Here is a 16,875-nt window from a genome sequence, read left to right as displayed (position 1 = left end):
GGCGCACGGGTCGAGGGGCGGATCGCCAGGCCATCACAATTCGCCGCCGGATGCTCGTGTCACGCTTGGCGGCGGGATGGGCCGGCGATTGTGATGGCCTGGGGATCCTCAGCGCGTGGACGGAGTGGCGCTCGGGTTGCGGAATCCGGCGAACGAGCCCTGGCGGACCGTGGTCGCGGTGACTGCGCCGTTGGCGGTCTGGCCGCTGACGACGACCTGCTCGCCCGCCTTCAGGTCCGCCGCGGTGCCCTTCGACGTGATCTCGTACGTCGTGTCGCCGGTGAGCTTCACCGTGACGTTGCCGGACTGGGTCTTCACGACCAGCTCGGAACTGGTCGCCGACACGACCGTACCGACCGTCCCACCACCACCCTGTGCGCCACCGGGCCCCTGACCGGGCGCGGTCTGACCGTTCTGCCCGTTCTGCCCGCGGAACCCGCCGTATCCACCGGCGCCGCGGGCACCGGCCTGCGGCTGGTTCGACGAGCTGTCCGAGGCGAACGCCGCGTGCAGCCCGGCGCCACCGCCGAGCCCGATGGCCAGGACCACGATCCCGGTCAGGATCGCTGTGGCCAGCGGCAGGTTGAGGGTCTTCTTCGGCGTCAGCGCCGCGTCGACTTCCTCTTCGGACCCGATCTGGGCGAACTCGTCGGGCGTCTGGTTACTCATCTGAAGAACCTCTCTTGTTCATGACGGAGCTATTCATGGCGGTGCTACTCATGGCGGAGCGCATCGATGGGACGGAGGCCGGCGGCTCGGTGCGCCGGCATGCTGCCGAAGAACAGACCGACCGCCGCGGATACGCCGAGCGCGAGCCCGATCGACGACGGCACCAGCACCGGCTCTACGCCGGCCAACTGGAAGCGGGTGACGATCAGCGCGGCCCCTACCCCGACCGCGCCGCCGATCAGGCTGAGCAGCGTCGCCTCGATCAGGAACTGGCCGAGGATGGTCCGCCGCCGGGCGCCGAGCGCTTTCCGGATCCCGATCTCCCGGGTCCGCTCGGTGACCGTGACCAGCATGATGTTGGTGACCCCGATCCCGCCCACGACCAGGCTGATCGCGGCCACGGTCGCGAGCAGGGCGGTGAACGTCGCCGCGGTGTCCTGGCTGGTCTGCAGGATCTGCGCCGAGTTCGTGATCCGGAACGGCGAGGTCTGGTCAGCGGGCACCTGGTGACGAGCGGTCAGCAACTGCGTGACCTCGGCCTGCGCGGTGTCGACGCGGTCCTTGTCCGCGGCCTGTACGACGATCTGGCTGAGCGCGCCGTACCCTGCCTGGGTCGCGCGCAGCGTGCTGATCGGCACGATGGCGGTCGCGTTCGGGTCGTTGAACCCGGTGCTGTCCTTGCTCGCCAGCACCCCCCTGACGACGAAGTCCACGGCACCGAGCTTGATCGTCTGACCGACCGCGCTCGCCGGCCGCGTGAACAGCTCGGTCGCAGTCGTCTGTCCGAGCAGGATGACCCGCTGCGAAGTGTCGACGTCCTGCTGCGTGAAGGACGCCCCGGTCCCGACCGGCGTATTGGTGGCCGGCATGTACTCGGGCGTCGTACCGATCACCTGGTTGACCGTGTAGCTGGTGTCGCCGTTTGTCGCCGTCGCACCGCTGCTCGTCATCACCGGGGCGACCACGGAGACGTCCGGCGCGAGCCGCTTGTCGGCCAGCGCGGCAGAGTCGTCGAGGGTCAGGCTGTACTGCTGGGCCGCCGGTCCGGCCTGGCCACGCTGGAAGCCGCCTCCGCCGCCGGTCGTGGAGACGGTGAGCAGGTTGGTGCCCATCGCCTCGAGACGGGCCTGCACCGCCTTCCCGGAGCCGTTGCCGACCGCAACGAGCACGATCACGGCACCGACGCCGATCGAGACGCCGAGGACGGTCAGGAGCGATCTCAGTTTGTTCGCGGTGAGGCCGCGGAGCGCGGCGCCCATCAGGTCGCGTGGGGTCATCAGCGGGTCACCTCGTCGGCGACGATCCGGCCGTCGGAGACCTGCACGAGCCGCCGGGCGCGGGCCGCGACGTCGTGCTCGTGGGTGATCACGATGATCGTGCGGCCGTCGTCGTGCAGGTCGTCGAACATCCCGAGCACCTCGTCGGTCGAGTGCGCGTCGAGGTTGCCGGTCGGCTCGTCGGCGAGCAGGATCCGCGGACCCGTCGCCAGCGCCCGGGCGATCGCGACCCGCTGCTGCTGACCGCCGGACAGCTCGTTCGGCCGGTGCCCGGTGCGGTCGGCGAGACCGACGAGTTCGAGCGCCCGGTTGGCGCGCTTGCGGCGTTCGGCCCGGCGCAGGTGGGCGTAGGTGAGGGGCAGTTCGACGTTCGCGAGCGCGGTGGTGCGCGGGATCAGGTTGAACGACTGGAAGATGAAGCCGATCTTCCGGCCGCGGACGAGGGCCTGCTGGTCCTCGCTCAGCCGGGCCACGTCGCTGCCGTCGAGCCAGTACTCCCCGCGGGACGGTACGTCGAGGCAGCCGAGGATGTTCATCAACGTCGATTTGCCGGATCCGGACGAGCCCATCACCGCGACGTACTCGCCGGCCTCGACCCGCAGCGACACGCCCCGGAGAGCGTGCACTGCGGTCTCGCCCTGGCCGTACGTCTTGGTGACGTCCCGGAGCTCGATCAGAGACTCAGCGGCCACGGACGCCTCCGGCTCCGGTTCCCTGGCCGACGCCCCCGCCGCCCGGGAGCTGGCCGCCGCCAGGCAGCTGCCCCTGCTGGCCCTGCCGCCCCTGGCCGGTCTGCGTTCCGGTGCCGCCGATCGTGCCCTGCAGCAGTTCGATCTGGTCGCCTTCGTTCAGGCCCGACGTGATCTGGGTGTAGCTGTCACCCCGTACGCCGACCTGCACCTCACGCGTCCCACTGCCGTCGGCCATCGTGACCGTGTACGTCGTACCGCTGGTCGCGATCGCCGTGCTTGGGACGTAGAGGACGTTGGCCGCCTTCGCGGTCTGGACCGTGACGTTCGCAGTCTGGCCGATCCGGGCGTTGGCCGGGAGCTTGGCGAGGCTGAAGGTGGCCGAGTACGAGACCACGCCGTTGGTGGTGGTCGGCGTCGGCGACACGGTCGCGAGCGAGGCGGTGAGCGTCGTACCGGGCTCGGCGTTCAGGGTGACCGTCGCGGCCTGGCCGGCCTTGATCTTGATCGCGTCGGCCTCGGCGAACGCGGCCACCACCTGGAGCGCCTTCAGGTCGGCGATGTCGACGAAGCCGGTGCCGGCCGTGGTCGACGTACTGGAGGTCGAGGCTGAACCTTGACCTGAGGTCGAGCCTTGCCCGCTGCTGCCTGAACTAGAGCTCGAGCTGGATCCACCGGCCACCGAGCCGACCGCGCCGTTGACCGCAGTGATCGTTCCGGCGATCGGCGCCTTCAACGTGGTCGCGTCGACTGCCTCCTGGGCCGCCTCGACGTTCTGGTCGGACTGTTCCTTGTCCGCCTTCGCCTTCGCCAGGCTCGCCTCGGCGTTGCTGACGGCAACCTCCGGGCTCTGACTCTGACCTTGAGATTGAGACTGCTGAGTCTGCTGCTGGCCGTTGCTCGGGGTCGGTGTCGGCGAGGGTGAGGCCGAAGCCTCCTCGGCCGCCTCGAGGGCGTCCTGCGCGTCGCTCAGCGTCCCCTCGGCCGCAGTGACCGAGTTCGCGGACGCGATCTGGTTCTGCTGGGCGATCCGCAACTGCCGCTCGGCGGCGGCCGGGTCGACCTTCGCGATCGCGGCGCCCTTCGCCACCACCTGGCCGACCTTCACGAGCACCTGCGTCACCGTGCCGGACGTCTCGAACTGCGGGGACGCGGTCTGGGAGCTCTGCAGCGTGCCGCTCGAGCTGACGCTCGCGGTCACGTCGCCGCGCTGCACGGCCACCGAGGGCCGGGTCGCGCTGGCCGCCGGTGGGTCCTTCTTGAAGAACAGGAAGTAGGCGGTGACGGCGATGGCGAGGACAATGGCCACCAGGGCCACATTCACGAAACTGAGGCCACGGAGCTTGTGGCGGGGTAGCACCATGGACGCTGAGGCTAGGGACGATTACTGAAGAGGAGATCCTCGCGTCCTGGCAACAGGCTGTGAACCAGGTATCGATTTGGTGCGTCGTACGTCGGGCGGCCCGCGACACACCGTGATCTGTGAACACTCGATGACAGCAGGTCACGACGGTGCGGTCAGGTGCGTACATATGGCTCGGACATGCCAAAATGGGAATGATCCGGGCCGGCCGACCGTTGGCCCGGATGACGATCTCGGAGGTTTGACATGTCTAATCGCGTACTGCGTGGTTCGGGGCTGGGTGGGGTCAGCTTCGAGGATGACCGCGGTGTGGAGTTCGCGCCGCGCCAGATGATCACGTACGACTGCCCCCGCGGCCACGTGGTCGAGGTCACCATGGCGCACGACGCCGAGGTGCCCGCGATCTGGGAGTGCCCGCACTGCGGCAGCGAGGCCGCCCGGTCCACCGGCGAGAAGCCGGAGCCCAAGCAGGAGAAGCCGGCCCGTACGCACTGGGACATGCTGCGCGAGCGCCGGAGCATCTCCGAGCTGGAGGAGCTGCTGGCCGAGCGGGTCGAGCTGCTCCGCAAGGGTGAGATCGGCCCGGCGCACCTGCACCGGACCAAGCGCACCGCCTGAACCACGCGCTGATTTTCTGGGAAACCCCACCGCAATGGCGCGGTGGGGTTTCTTGTTGTCCCGATTTGCCTAAAGGCTTTAGGCAAATACATAATGAGGTATGGCAAGAGCGGGGTTGAGCGGCGCGCGACTGGCGCAGGCCGGTGCCGAGCTGGCCGATGAGGTCGGCTTCGAGCAGGTCACCGTGTCGGCGCTCGCCCGGCGCTTCGGCGTCCAGGTGGCGAGTCTGTATTCGCACGTCCGCAGCTCAGACGACCTCAAGGCCCGAATCGCCACGGTCGCCCTCACCGAGCTGGCCGACCAAGCCGCTGCCGCGCTGGCAGGTCGCGCCGGCCGAGACGCCCTGCTCGCCCTCGCCAACGTCTACCGCGACTACGCCCGAGCCCACCCGGGCCGCTACACCGCCACCCGCCACACCACGGCTGCTTCTGTCCTGGGCGAGGAGTACGTGGCCGCCGGGCGTAGGCACTCGGAGCTCGTCCGCGCAGTCCTCCGCGGGTACGAGCTCGACGAGCCCGCTCAGACCGATGCCGTACGCCTCCTCGGCAGCACGATCCACGGCTACATCACCCTCGAGCTCGCTGGGTCGTTCGACCACAGCGAGCCCAGTGCGGCCGACAGCTGGCCACGCATCATCAACGCCCTCGACACCCTCCTCCGCAGCTGGAGCTGACATGATCACCAACCACATCACCGCCGACCTCGTCCGCGGTGCGCTCGACCTGGAGCACACCGGTCGCGGCCTGCTGCCACACCGCCTGCCGGCTTGGGCGCGGACGCAGTACGACGACGGCCAGATGTCGATGGTCGAGTCACAGCCCTCCGGCGTACGCCTCGTCTTCCGTACGTCGGCCACCGTCGTCGAACTGGAGACGCTGCCGACGAAGCGGGACTACGTCGGCGCTCCCCCGCGTCCGGACGGCGTGTACGACGTACTCGTCGATGGCGAACTGTTCACGCAGCTCACCGCGACCGGCGGTGACGTCATCACGATCGACCTCGTGACGGGTGCGACAGCGACTCGCCCGGGTCAGCCCGAGACGCTGCGGGTCACCGGGCTGGCCGCCGTACCGAAGACTGTCGAGATCTGGCTGCCGCACGACGAAACGACCGAACTCGTTGCCCTGCGCACCGATGCTCCGATCGAGCCGGTGCCGACCGCGCGCCGGGTCTGGCTGCACCACGGGAGCTCCATCAGCCACGGCTCCAACGCGACGCATCCGACCGGCACCTGGCCGGCTCTGGCGGCCGCTCAGGCCGGGGTCGAGCTCGTGAACCTGGGGTTCGGTGGGAGCGCGTACCTGCAGCCGTTCATCGCCCGCACGATCCGCGACACGCCCGCCGACCTGATCAGCCTCAAACTCGGCATCAACATCGTCAACAGCGACGGGCTCCGCCTCCGCAGCTTCACTCCCGCCGTCCACGGCTTCCTCGACACGATCCGCGACGGCCACCCCGACACGCCGCTGCTCGTCGTCTCCCCCATCCTCTGCCCGATCCACGAGGACACCCCCGGACCGACCAGCTGGGACCTGACCGCCCTGGCCGCCGGCGAACTCCGCTTCACCGCCACGGGCAACCCCGACGAGATCCCCGCGGGCAAACTCACCCTGTCGGTCATCCGCGCCGAGCTCGCCCGCATCCTCACCCAACGCGCCCTCACCGACCCGAATCTCCACCACCTGGACGGCCGCGAACTGTACGGCGAAGCAGACAACCTCGCCCACCCGCTCCCCGACGACCTCCACCCGGACAGCCCGACGCACGAACTCATCGCGGACCGCTTCACCCACCACGCCTTCGCCCCGAAAGGCCCGTTCACCGCCTGACCAATCCGGTCCCGCGGGCATCGGGCTGCTCGACAGACTCTGTGCCGGTTCGGCCGGCTGCGAGCGCGAGGCTCGGTTGCAGGCGACGTACCACTTCGAGATGCGCATTGGTCCACAGGATCCGGATCGCCGTCGGAGTTGCCTGCCCGTCGGCGTCGTACAGGTCCTGCCGTACGGCCTCCACCAGACGGCGCTTGGCGACAAGATCGTGCGCGAGCGGCTCGGGTACGCGGCCGTGGCCGTCCAGGGCGGCGGCGAGCGCGGAGTACCACTGCAGCAGCCGGTCCGCCGACGCGACGAGCATGGCCTGCGCGGCGGCTCGGTCGTCGGACGGCGGCCGGCCATCGGCGTACCGTTCCCAAAGCTCGAGTACGGCGTCAGCGGCCAACCGGATGCCGACGACACCAGTGACGAGCGCGGTCATCTCGCTCAGCGGCACCGGCTTCGCGCCACGCTCGGCGAGGTACGTCCGGAACGTGTCGTCCAGTCGCCGCGCGGCGGCCGCTGCGCGTCGCCCGTCCTGTGGGACCGGCGGCCCGGGCGCGCAGCAGGAAACCGCGTACCCGACGACGCTGACGAGATACTGCGCGCTGTCGACGTACGCCTCCGCCAACGCCTTCCCGACCGCGGTGGACGCGCCGCGCGGCCAGAACAGCAGGCCGACGAGCAGACTCACCGCGCAGCCGAGCGCGATGTCCTCGACGCGGAACAGGATCAACGACCAGCCTTCCGGCTGCGCGATGTTGAAGAGGATGACGAGCGTGACCGTGAACGCGGCCTGCCCGGTCGCGAACGAGATCGCCGCGGGCACGATGCCGGCGACCAGGACCGCCAGCGGGAGCAGCACCCACAGGACAACCTGGTTGTCGCCGATGAGGAGCAGGAGACCTGCGCCGACGAGCGAGCCGACCACGGTCCCGCCGATGGCGCGGTACGCGTTCTGGCCGGTGTTGAGCGCGTTTGATCGCAGTACCGACAGCGTGCCGAGGATCACCCAGAACCCGTGCTGGACCCCGGTGAAGTGAGCGAGCGCGACCGCGGCGGCAAGACCGGCCGCGCCGCGGATGCTGTTGTGCAGCCAGACCGAATGCGGCTCGAGATGGGCGGTAGCCCGTTCGGCGGCGCTGACGACCGGCCCGGCGAGTGACTGTGGTTCCCGGCCGAGCAGGCGATCCGTCCAACTGCGCTGGTCCGCCATCCGGGCTGTCTCCACGTTCTGGGCGATCAGCAGCACACCGAAGGCGATCTCCTGAGCTCTGAACGACACGTTGAGTCTTCCGAGAAGGTCGGCAGGCGATCCGTACGTCGACGGCAGCCGATCTACTGCCCGCTCTTCGAGGGACGCCACGGCATCCTGAAGTACGTCGGTGGCTGCGGAGAGCCCGTCGCGCTTCGGGTCCTCGAGCAACTCCGCGCAGCGTTCCAGGACCTCAGCGGCCGCGAGGTGGACGGCGGCGGACTCCGCGTCGCTTCCGGGAGGGACTGCCGGCCCGGGATCGTCGAGAATCGCGCTCAACCAGGTCAGTTCGTCGACCAGCCGCACCAGTGCCCTGGACCCGGTCGACAGGCCGGTCGGCCGATAGGGCGTGGCGGTGAACGTACGTCGCAGCTCGTCGATCAGGGTCGCGGTCTGTTCCGTGCGTACGGCGCAGATCTCGAGCGAGTCGCGCGCCTCCGAACGCACCTGCGCCGCCGCCGCACGACACACGCGTGCCGCCGGCGCCGCGAGCGGGTCGACCCACGGCTTCGGCCAGAACAACCAGACGGCGAAGACCGCTGCCACAGCAGCGATCGAGACGCCGGCCAGCCGATCCGGCAGCGTCGACAGCGGGGCCGGTGTGGCGACCGAGAGGATGAAGGCGAGCAGCAACGACGTACCCGCCCCGGCCAGGACCGAGCTGACGACCCCGGAGAACAGGACGACGAACCCCACCACAGCCGTGGCGATGATCGCCGACCAGACGGACACGCCGGCGACCGTGCCCAGCGAGACCAGCACGAGCCAGGCCAGCGCCAGCTGAACCTGCGCCCGGATCCGCTGAACCATCGACCCGGAGAAGTCGACCAGCAGCAACATCGCGAACGCCCCGAACGCCGCGAACGTCGCCACCGCCGGAGCCCGCAGAACCACGGCGCAGAACGCGAACAGGACCGGCATCACAACGGCGGTCCGCGCAGCCCGGCGCGTCGCACCGAGCCCGGGATCCCGCCCCCGCAACCAGGCGACGAGACGCCGACCGAGTTGTGTCACCCCACATCCCGCCTCTCGCCGTTCGCAGCCGACTGCGCCAGTCTCCTCCAACCGACGCCTCCGGTCACGTCCCCTTCACTCGGCGGGCGAGCGGGTGGGCTATTTGTCCGGGTCGATGACTTCGCCTTGGACTACGTCGCCTGTGGGGCGTTGGGGTCCGGGGGTGGTGGGGCCGGGGATGAAGGCTCCTAGGCCGGGGCCGCCTAGTTGGGTGGTTACGCGGCGGTTGAAGAAGGTGGTCATGGCGCGGCGGGCGAGGGGGCGGGTGAAGGGGAGGACGAAGAAGAAGCCGAAGATGTCGGTGATGAAACCTGGGGTGAGCAGCAGGGTGCCGCCGACCAGGACCAGGGCGGCGTCAGCGAGCTCGCGGCCGGGCATCTTGCCGGTTTCGAACGAGCTCTGCAGCGCCCGCCATGCCCGTCGGCCCTCGCGCTTGATCAGCCAGGCGCCGAGCGCGCTCTCGACCAGCAGCAGTGCGACCGTCGGCCACCCGCCGATCACCTGACCGACCTGGATGATCACGAAGATCTCCGCAATCGGAACTACCAGCAACGCGAGCGCCACGAACCACGGCATGTCCTACCCCTTCCGGCCTGAGACTCCAGCGTACGGAACGAGTGGGCACGGCAAACCCTGAATGAACCCTGACTCAGACCGGGACCTTCTCGCGGCTCGGCGTCGCGGCCGGCGGGTTCTGCGGGTCTTCGTCCGCCCGCTGCCGACGGCGCGCGACCAGCGCAAGCACCAGACCGAGCAGACCGAGCCCGGTGAGGACCCACTGCGGCCATCCACCAAGAACCGTGGCGAGAGTCTGACCGTCCCGCACCGGGACGTTCGCGACGTACACATCCGGCACGAACTGCGCCGACTTGTGCTCGACCGAGCCGTCCGGACGGATCACCCCGGAGATCCCGCTCGTCGACGCGATCAGCACGGTGCGCCCGGTCTCGATCGCCCGCATCCGCGTGATCGCGAACTGCTGCTCGGGCTGACCCGTTCCGCCGTACGTCGCGTTGTTGGTCTGCACGATCAGCACCTGCGCGCCGCCCTTGACCACGTCGTGGATGACGTTGTCGTACGCGAGCTCGAAGCAGATCACGTCGCCGTACGTGACCCCGCGGATCGGCATCACGCCCGGACCCACGCCGGGCACGGTCTGCGCGCCGATCATCTCGAGCCGCTTGATGTAGGGCAGCAGCTGGTCGCGGAACGGGATGTACTCGCCGAACGGCACCGGGTGCCGCTTCGCGTACCGCTGCCCGGGTCCGGTGACGGGATCCCAGACGATGCCGGTGGTCTGTCGTTCGTTGTCGCCCGGTCCCTCGGTGACGGCGCCGACCAGGATCGGTACGCCGACCGCGCGCACCGCGGTCTCGATGTCGGCGCGGGTCTCCGCGTCCTTGTACGGGTCGATGTCGGTCGAGTTCTCCGGCCAGATCACCAGGTCCGGCTTCGGCTCGGTGCCGGCCTCGACCCGCTTCTGCAGGTCGAGGGTCGCCTGCAGATGGTTGCGGGTGACGGTCCGCGCGCGGCCCAGGAACTCCAGCCCCTTGCCCGGCACGTTGCCCTGCACCATCGCGGCCCGCACGGTCTTGCCGTCGCCCGCGATCGACAGGTGGATCAGCGCACTCCCGAACACGATCGCCAGCCCCGCGACGAGCGCCACGGCCCGCAGGCGCAGCGTGGTCCCCCGGCGCAGTACGGCGTACAAGAGGACGCCGACGAACGCGACGACGAAGCTCAGGCCGGGGATGCCGACGTACGCGGCCAGCTTGCCCAGGGACTCGGCGGAGAACGCCCACGCGAGCCGGCCCCACGGGAACCCGCCGAACGGCACCGACGCGGTCGCGAACTCGGTCGCCACCCACAGGCACGGGATCCACAACGCCCACAGCCGCAGCTTCAAGACCTGCGTCGCGAACAATCCGAAGACTGCATAGAACAGTCCCTCGAGGATCGCCAGCGCGATCGCGGCGTCGCCGCCGATGATGCTCAGCCACGGCACGAGGACCGCGTAGTACGCGATCCCGAACCCGGCGCCGACCAGGAAGCCGGCCTTCATCGAGATCCCGTTCAGCGCGGCCAGGAAGAGCGGTACGGCGACGATTGTCAGCCAGGGATGATCGTGCGGCTCGAACGCGAAGCCGAGCAGTACGCCGGCGACAACGGCCACCACCACCCGGGGCATGAGCCGACCCAGAGCCTTCAACCGGTCCACGCGGTAACCCCTCTGCCTCACGCACCGACGGACGCCGGTCGAATGACCGTACAACGTCCCGGATACGCAAATGTATCCGGCCGGTAGCCATTCGGCGCCGATCGCGCAAAGTGAAGGAGTATCAACAGTCCGTGGTCCGGCCAGAGGAAAGAGGCTCGGCGTGCCTTCGGACCAACCGTCGGTACGCTGGCTGCGCACTGTCGGGCTGTTGTCTACTGGCCGCCGAGCCTCTTCCACCTCTGCCCCGCGGGGGGCTAACCTCCGGTGATCTCAGCCCCCGTCGACTCAAGCCTGGCTTTGGCCTGGTCAGCGTCGCGGGATCATCCGGCGGCCGAACTTCGTGTGACCGTTGAACAAACGGGATATGACGACTCCCAAAACGATGCTCGCTGGCGACGACGGTGTCAACCTCTCCCCCGGCTCTTTGAGCCCGTTGTAACACTATCGCCTGCGCTACAAGGGAAAACGAAGATCCCTCAGCCGAGTCACGTTACAGAGCGATATCGGCACTCCATGTGATCGTTACCCAGGGCAACCAATCGTCACCCAACCGGTACGACGACGGTTCCCTTGGCCCTGGTGATCTCGAGCGGATCGGCGAGTACCTCGGCCGCCGACCCGGATCGGTCCGGGCGTCCGCGGCACACGACGTACGCGCTGAACTCGAGGTCGCGGCTGCGGTTGCCGACGCGGGTGATCGTTGCCGTCACCTCGACGATGTCGCCGGCCCGCAGCGGCTGCAGGAACTGCACGTCGGAGTACGACGCGAACAGTCCTTCGTCACCGTCCGCCTGGATGCAGACCTCGGTCGCGACGTCGCCGAACAGGGCGAGCACGTATGCGCCGTCGACCAGGTTGCCCGCGTAGTGCGCGTGGCTGTACGGGACGTAGCGCCGATGCGTGACGGCCAGTCCGATGGTTGCCTTAGACACCTTTATGCAGTCTTCCTGTAGTTATGACGTCGAGTCACTAGCGCGTCAACGAGATAGCTGGCCACCTCGCCCGGGGTCGTGCCGCGGCCGAACACCCTGTCGACGCCGAGCTCGCCGGCCATCTGCTCGGTGAAACGGGGGCCGCCGGCAACAAGTACGGGCCGCGCGTCCTCGGCGTACGCCTCCCGGAACGCCGCGGACATCTCCTTCGTGTTCAGTACGTGCGCCTCGCGCTGCGTCACCACCTGCGACACCAGGATCGCGTCGGCCTTGTCGGCCTTGGCCCGCCGAACCAGCTCGGGTACGGCGACCTGCGCGCCGAGGTTCACGACCTTGACCTCGCGGTAGTACTCCAGGCCCTTCTCCCCCGCGAACCCCTTGATGTTCAGGATCGCGTCGATACCGACCGTGTGCGCATCGGTGCCGATACAGGCGCCGACCACGGTCAGCCGGCGGCGCAACCCCTTGCGGATCGCGAGGTTGACCTCCTTTGGCGACAGCAGCGGGTAGTCGCGCTCGACGACCTCGACCTTGGACGTGTCGACCAGGTGGTTCACCGGCCCGTAGACCACGAAGAACGTGAAGTCCGGGCCGATCGGCTTGGAGTGCACGACCAGGGCCGGATCCATGCCCATCTTGTTGGCCAGCTGGACCGCGGCGCCCTCGGCGCGCTTGTCGTGCGGGACCGGCAGCGTGAACGACAGCTGCACCATCCCGTCGCCCGTGGTGTCGCCGTACGGCCGGATGATGCTCACTGGCCCTCCTCCAACAGCTCGGTCGCCGGGTTGTAGTACCCCGCGGACCTGCGGGCGACCCCGTCCAGACCGCGACCGGCGTCCTGCGGCCGTTTCATCAGGCCGAAGGTGCCGTCGCCGATCGCGTTCAGCAGGCCGTCGTCGACGATCCGGTCCAGCAGCTCGACCGACTCGCCGAGGACCTGGCGGGCCCGGGACGCGATGAACCCGTTCGGTTCCGGCCGGAAGTCCTCGTGAAGGTTGCCCGCGGCACCCAAGACGTAGCGGACGTTCTGCAACGCCAGGTCGCGGTCCGAGATCCACGGCGTCACGACCGCCTCGGTCATCATGCCGACCAGCAGGATGCCCTGCCCGGTCATCGCGCCGACCAGGTTGAAGAACCCGTCCAGCAGGTACCCGCGGAACACGTCACCGGTCATGTGCCGGGTCGGCGGCATCCACTTCAGCGGCGCGTTCGGGAACAGCTGCCGCGCCAGCATCGCGTGGGCGAGCTCGAGCCGGAACGAGTCCGGGAGGTCCGGGTTGATCTCGAAAGCGTGCCCGAGCCCGAGCTGCCAGTCCTCGAGCCCGGCCTCCTTGGCGAAGTACTCGTTCAGCAGCTGCGACACCGTCACCGTATGCGCGGCCTCGACCGCGTCGGCGGTGGTCAGGTAGTTGTCCTCGCCGGTGTTGATGATGATCCCGGCACGGGCGTGGATCTGACGGCTGAACCGCTGGTCGACGAAGGTGCGGATCGGGTTGATGTCGCGGAAGAGGATCCCGTACATCGAGTCGTTCAGCATCATGTCGAGCCGCTCGAGCCCGGCCAGCGTCGCGATCTCCGGCATGCACAGACCGGAGGCGTAGTTCGTCAGCCGGACGTAGCGGCCCAATTCACGAGACGACTCGTCCAGCGCGGCCCGCATCAGCCGGAAGTTCTCCTGCGTCGCGTACGTACCGGCAAACCCTTCGCGGGTCGCGCCCTCCGGCACGTAGTCGAGCAGCGACTGCCCGGTCGACCGGATCACCGCGATGATGTCGGCGCCTTCGCGCGCGGCCGCCTGCGCCTGCGGGATGTCCTCGTAGATGTCGCCGGTGGCAACGATCAGGTAGATCCACGGCCGCTGTTCCGGGTCACCGTGCCGCTTGATCAGCCGGTCCCGTTCCTTTCGCCGCCCGTCGATCCGCCTCATCCCAGCGGCCGCGGCCTTGCGTGCAGCGGCTCGTGCCCGTACGGCGTCGCGCCCCTCGGGCATCCGGAACGTGACAGAACCCGACGCGGCCTTCTGCGCTAGCACTGCTAGGTCCTCGGCTTCGCCACGGAGCAATGCGTCCCACACGGGCAGTGCGAGTCCATGATCGAGACCGACGTCCGCACGCACGGTGTCCGCGAGCCGGTTCACCCACGGGATGCCCTCGGTGTCGGCACCGGTCAGCCCGGCGAGCCGCAGTACCGCTCGCTCGACCGACACCGTGGTGTGCTGCCGGGCCAGATTGACGATCGGCTTCCCGGCCTTGCGCGCGAGACTGCGCGCCTTCCGGACGGTGACCGGATCGAGGTCCAGCTTCTTGTTCATTGCGACCATCCCTCGGCTTCATAAACCACACGACCACCGACGACAGTTCGCAGGCAGGTAGGTGTTCCCTGGCTCAGGTCCGGCAGCACCGGGACGCCGGCCCGCGGGTCCGTCGACCACGCGGCGACGCGCGTGTCCGGCGTCTGTACGACGAGGTCGGCATCGCTCTGCCAGATCGCGTACGTCGCGGCCGTGCTGGGCGCAAGCACTCCGGCGTCATCGATCCCTACCGCCCGCCAACCGCCCCGCGTGTGCGCCTGGAACGCGGCCCGCACGGTGATCCGCTCGGACGGCTCGTGGTGGAACGCGGCTGCACGCACCGCATCCCAGCCACCCATCTCGGTCACCGGTGCATCCGAGCCGAACGCGAGTACGATGCCCGCGCGGGCCAGCGAACCGAACGGGTTCATCCCCGGCCAGCGGTCGCCGACGCGCTCGGCGTACATGCCGTCCGGACCGCCCCAGAGGGCATCGAACCTCGGTTGCACACTCGCCACCACGCCGCAGCGCGCGAGGACCGCGATTGTTGCCTCGTCCACCATTTCGACGTGCTCGAGCCGGTGCCGCGCCGCGACGAGCGCCTGCACGCCGACCTTCTCCGCGGCAAGCTCGAACCCGCGCGCGATGTTGTCGAGCGCCTGGTCGCCGATGCAGTGGAATCCGGCCTGCACGTTCCGCTCGGTGCAGGCGATCACGTGGTCGGCGATCTGCTCCGACGTCAGGTACGCGTGGCCGCGGTGGTCGGCGCGATCGGCGTACGGCTCCCGCAAGGCCGCCGTACGCGAACCGAGCGCACCGTCCGCGTTCAGGTCACCGGCAAGACCGGCAAGGCCGTAGGTGCCGAGGTGCTCGAAGGCGCCCGGCTCGCCCCAGTACAGCGTCGCGGCCAGGCCGAGCTGCTCGGCCGTCTCGCGCACGATCGGCAGCTCCCACAGCGGCCCGATGTGCGGCGCGGCCATCTCGTGGAACGCACCGATTCCCTTGGCGGCCATGGCCTTCAGCGCGGCCTCGATGTCCTGCCGTCGCTGATCCGCGCCGATCAGGTCTCCGAGAGCATCCCGTACGGCGTGATTCGCGGAGCGCTCCACGCGGCCGGTCTCGTCGTACCCCTCTTGATCCTTTGCGACCGGGACGAGGGCCGAGGAGATGACGCCGGAGTGGCCGTCGATGCGCGACAGGTACACGCGGCGGCCGCCGCCTGCGCGATCCAGCTCCTCGGCGGTCGGCGGACGCCCCTCCGGCCAGGCGGTCTCGTCCCAGCCGGCGCTGTCGATGACCGCGTCCTCCGGGAGGTTCGCCGCGTACGCCGCGAGCTGATCGAGAGCGTCCGTCAACGATGTAGTCCCAGCGAGGTCGACACCGGTCAGGACCGCGCCGGTGCCGGCCGCGTGGACGTGGGCGTCGACGAAGGCCGGCGTGACCAGCTTGCCGTCGAGGTCGATCACCTCGTCCGCCCCGTCGGCGTACGAACTCGCGCCGGTGTCGTCACCGAGCCAGGTCACCACCCCGTCGTCGAACGCGATCGCGGTCGCGTGGGGGTCGGCGGGCGAGTAGACGGAACCGTTCGTCAGAAGTGTGCGCACGGCCTAATCCTCCGCCAGCCTGCTCTCGAACAGACCACGGACACCCGGCTCGGTCCGCAGCAGCTCCATCGCGTAGTCCGCGTGCCCTGGCACGTACCCGTTGCCGACAAGCATCGTCACGTCCGCGGCGAGCCCTTCCGCGCCGAGTGCGGCCGCGGAGAACGAGGTCGCCATCGAGAAGAAGATCACAGTGCCGCCGGCCGCCGTGGACAGGACGGCTCCGTGCTCACACCCCGGTATGTCGACGCACACCACGGTGATGTCCGCGGGTCCCCCGGCCTCCTCGACGGCCTTCGCCAGAGCGACCGGATCGCGGGCGTCGGCAAGCGTCACGACGTCGGCGAGCGCGGCGGTCTCGAGGCGCTCCTTCTCTTGCTGCACAGGCACGACGCCGATCGTCCGGGCCGCACCGGCGTTGCGGGCGGCGGCCAACGACAACGAGCCCGATTTACCTGCGCCGCCAATTACTGACACGACAGGCTTTATGCCTTTGTCGACATACGATCGCACCACGCGAGCGGTCAGCGCCGGGGCGCCGCAGACATCCATCACGGCCAGCGACAGCTCCGGCTTCAGGTCGTCGGGCAGCTTCGCGACGATCGACCGCGCGAACAGGATCGCGTGCCCCTGCGCCGGAACCTGCTCGCTCTTGCCGTCCCAGTCGCGCAGTTCGTCGGTGATCTGCAACGGGGTCAGCGTCAGCGAGACGAGGGTCGCGACGCGATCGCCCTTCTGTACGCCGAGCGGCGAGTCCGGGCCGGCCTCGTCGACCACGCCAACGAGCATGCCGCCGGAGCCGGTGACCGGGTTCTGCATCTTGCCGCGGGCCTCGACGATGTCCAGGACCGCGCGGCGGATCGCCGTACCGTCACCGCCGTGTTCCTCCGCGAGCTGACGGTACGACGCGGCGTCCAGGTTCAGCCGCTCGACCGCGATGCGGACCTCGTCGGGCCAGATGTCCGGACGCGCGTCGAGTCGCTCCGCCGCCTGCGGCAACACGCCGGACGGCGCGAGTACACGGTGCAGTCCTACCGGGCTCGATGACACGGGTCCTCCTGTGCGGCCGATGCTGTGTGGGGCGGCTGTGCGGGTCGGGCAAAATACTACTCACAGCGCGTCGTGACGGGAATTCTTG

The 16,875-nt window shown here is 69.2% G+C and carries 15 protein-coding genes; 3 read left to right on the top strand and 12 right to left on the bottom strand.

The window, feature by feature from the left end:
- Positions 1-108: 108 nt before the first annotated feature.
- From ACWF0M_RS02495 to ACWF0M_RS02480, 4 genes are read right to left on the bottom strand one after another with little or no spacing between them, the layout of a single operon-like run.
- Complete coding sequence (locus ACWF0M_RS02495; protein WP_452233808.1) at positions 109-669, bottom strand: hypothetical protein; 561 nt, start codon at positions 667-669, stop codon at positions 109-111.
- A 44-nt stretch (positions 670-713) separates the two neighbouring features.
- Positions 714-1,946, bottom strand: coding sequence for an ABC transporter permease (locus ACWF0M_RS02490; protein ID WP_452233807.1), 1,233 nt, complete (start codon positions 1,944-1,946; stop codon positions 714-716).
- Positions 1,946-2,638, bottom strand: a complete 693-nt coding sequence (locus ACWF0M_RS02485) for an ABC transporter ATP-binding protein (RefSeq protein WP_452233806.1) — start codon at positions 2,636-2,638, stop codon at positions 1,946-1,948. The genes ACWF0M_RS02490 and ACWF0M_RS02485 overlap by 1 nt, the downstream gene beginning before the upstream one ends.
- Positions 2,628-3,944: an efflux RND transporter periplasmic adaptor subunit gene (locus tag ACWF0M_RS02480; RefSeq protein ID WP_452233805.1), complete on the bottom strand. Its 1,317-nt coding sequence runs from the start codon at positions 3,942-3,944 to the stop codon at positions 2,628-2,630. The genes ACWF0M_RS02485 and ACWF0M_RS02480 overlap by 11 nt, the downstream gene beginning before the upstream one ends.
- Before the next feature lie 300 nt (positions 3,945-4,244).
- Here ACWF0M_RS02480 and ACWF0M_RS02475 point away from each other — a divergent pair, with 300 nt between their 5' ends.
- The 3 genes from ACWF0M_RS02475 (at position 4,245) to ACWF0M_RS02465 (ending at position 6,445) form a co-directional block, all read left to right on the top strand.
- Positions 4,245-4,616, top strand: coding sequence for an RNA polymerase-binding protein RbpA (locus ACWF0M_RS02475; RefSeq protein WP_131296220.1), 372 nt, complete (start codon positions 4,245-4,247; stop codon positions 4,614-4,616).
- 100 nt (positions 4,617-4,716) lie between these two features.
- Complete coding sequence (locus ACWF0M_RS02470; RefSeq protein ID WP_452233804.1) at positions 4,717-5,289, top strand: TetR/AcrR family transcriptional regulator; 573 nt, start codon at positions 4,717-4,719, stop codon at positions 5,287-5,289.
- A 1-nt stretch (position 5,290) separates the two neighbouring features.
- Positions 5,291-6,445 carry a GDSL-type esterase/lipase family protein gene (locus ACWF0M_RS02465; protein WP_452233803.1) on the top strand — a complete coding sequence of 385 codons (1,155 nt, stop codon included), beginning with the start codon at positions 5,291-5,293 and terminating at the stop codon, positions 6,443-6,445.
- On the opposite strand, the gene ACWF0M_RS02460 is transcribed toward ACWF0M_RS02465, so the two are convergent.
- From ACWF0M_RS02460 to kdd, 8 genes are all read right to left on the bottom strand, one after another.
- Positions 6,435-8,696 (bottom strand): FUSC family protein, encoded by a 2,262-nt coding sequence (locus ACWF0M_RS02460; RefSeq protein WP_452233802.1) that lies wholly within the window; start codon positions 8,694-8,696, stop codon positions 6,435-6,437. The two genes, ACWF0M_RS02465 and ACWF0M_RS02460, sit on opposite strands and share 11 nt — an antisense overlap.
- A gap of 99 nt (positions 8,697-8,795) precedes the next feature.
- A complete protein-coding gene (locus tag ACWF0M_RS02455) occupies positions 8,796-9,272 on the bottom strand; it encodes an FxsA family protein (RefSeq protein ID WP_452233801.1) in 477 nt (158 codons plus the stop codon).
- Between the two features lie 73 nt (positions 9,273-9,345).
- On the bottom strand, positions 9,346-10,884 hold the full coding sequence (gene lnt / locus ACWF0M_RS02450; RefSeq protein WP_452233800.1) for an apolipoprotein N-acyltransferase: 1,539 nt from the start codon (positions 10,882-10,884) through the stop codon (positions 9,346-9,348).
- A 572-nt stretch (positions 10,885-11,456) separates the two neighbouring features.
- Entirely contained in the window at positions 11,457-11,846 is a 390-nt protein-coding gene (gene kal / locus ACWF0M_RS02445; protein WP_452233799.1) for a 3-aminobutyryl-CoA ammonia lyase, read from the bottom strand.
- 2 nt (positions 11,847-11,848) lie between these two features.
- Positions 11,849-12,601, bottom strand: a complete 753-nt coding sequence (kamE, locus tag ACWF0M_RS02440; RefSeq protein WP_452233798.1) for a lysine 5,6-aminomutase subunit beta — start codon at positions 12,599-12,601, stop codon at positions 11,849-11,851.
- Entirely contained in the window at positions 12,598-14,157 is a 1,560-nt protein-coding gene (gene kamD, locus ACWF0M_RS02435) for a lysine 5,6-aminomutase subunit alpha (protein ID WP_452233797.1), read from the bottom strand. Before kamD ends, kamE begins: the two co-directional genes overlap by 4 nt.
- Complete coding sequence (locus ACWF0M_RS02430; protein WP_452233796.1) at positions 14,154-15,740, bottom strand: amidohydrolase; 1,587 nt, start codon at positions 15,738-15,740, stop codon at positions 14,154-14,156. The genes kamD and ACWF0M_RS02430 overlap by 4 nt, the downstream gene beginning before the upstream one ends.
- A 3-nt stretch (positions 15,741-15,743) precedes the next feature.
- Positions 15,744-16,787: an L-erythro-3,5-diaminohexanoate dehydrogenase gene (kdd, locus tag ACWF0M_RS02425; protein ID WP_452233795.1), complete on the bottom strand. Its 1,044-nt coding sequence runs from the start codon at positions 16,785-16,787 to the stop codon at positions 15,744-15,746.
- Positions 16,788-16,875 lie beyond the last annotated feature (88 nt).

This window comes from Kribbella sp. NPDC055110, from assembly GCF_053607525.1.
The sequence above is the reverse complement of the archived record's forward strand: the minus strand, read 5'-3'. Positions and strand labels throughout refer to the sequence as shown.